Raw genomic sequence first — 1,120 nt, 5'->3', positions numbered from 1 at the left:
GCCGACCAGCGCACCCGCGGCTTCCTGCTGGGCGGCACCGCCGGCCGCACCACCTTGAACGGCGAAGGCTTGCAGCACGAAGACGGCCACAGCCACTTGATGTCGGCCACGGTACCGAACTGCTATTCCTACGACCCGACCTTCGCCTGCGAGCTGGCGGTGATCATTCAGGACGGCTTGCGCAGGATGTACGTGGATCAGGAGGACATTTTCTACTACATCACCCTGATGAACGAAAACTACGAGCAACCCGCCATGCCGGAAGGCGCGGAAGCCGACATCCTGAAAGGCATGTATTTGTTCAAGAAAGGTCCGAAAAGCAATAAATCCAGAGTACAACTGTTGGGCTCGGGCACCATCTTCATCGAAGTCATTTTCGCCGCCCAACTGCTGCACGAAGACTGGGGCGTGGATGCCGACCTTTGGAGCTGTCCAAGTTTTACCGAGCTGGGCCGAAACGGCCAAAGCTGCGAACGCTGGAACCGCCTGCATCCGACCGAAACACCGCGGATCTCGCATGTCGAGCGCTGCCTGGGCGACACCACCGGCCCGGTCATTGCCGCCACCGATTACATGCGGGTGTTTGCCGAGCAGATTCGGCCTTGGGTGAATCGGCCTTACACCGTGCTGGGCACCGACGGTTTCGGCCGTTCCGACACCCGCGCCAATTTGCGCGGCTTCTTCGAAGTGGACAGACACCACATCGCCGTGGCCGCCCTGCATGCCTTGGCGCAAGCCGGCGAATTCGACGCCGCCAAGGTCGAAGTGGCGATTGCCAAATACAATATCAACCCGGATGTCTCCGCGCCTTGGTTGATTTAACGGCTGATCTAACGGAAATCACGATATGAGTTCTATAATCGAAGTAAAAGTCCCCGACGTCGGTAACGTGCCGGAAATCGACATTGTCGAGGTATTAATCCAGCCCGGCGACGTGGTGGCCGTGGAACAAACCCTGGCGGTGATGGAAACCGACAAAGCCACCATGGACTTGCCCTCCAGCGCGGCCGGCATCGTCAAAAGCGTGCATATCAAACCCGGCGATAAAGTCGCCGAAGGCACCTTGATTGCCACGGTGGAAATCAGCGATGCGGCGCCCGCGCCCGCCGAATCGGTGCCG

General features: G+C 59.4%; 2 protein-coding genes. Both read left to right on the top strand.

Features of this window, described 5'->3' with window-relative positions; translation table 11 throughout:
• Positions 1 to 822 (top strand): transketolase-like TK C-terminal-containing protein (locus NP596_RS21510; RefSeq protein WP_443192638.1); only part of this gene is annotated, 822 nt, incomplete at its 5' end.
• Positions 823 to 847: 25 nt separating this feature from the next.
• On the top strand, positions 848 to 1,120 hold a 273-nt coding region (locus NP596_RS21505; RefSeq protein ID WP_305891845.1), incomplete at its 3' end, for a biotin/lipoyl-containing protein.

The sequence above is a fragment of the Methylomonas rivi genome, from assembly GCF_024505165.1.
Classification (GTDB): Bacteria; Pseudomonadota; Gammaproteobacteria; order Methylococcales; family Methylomonadaceae; genus Methylomonas; species Methylomonas rivi.
This window is presented reverse-complemented; position numbering and strand designations above follow the sequence as displayed.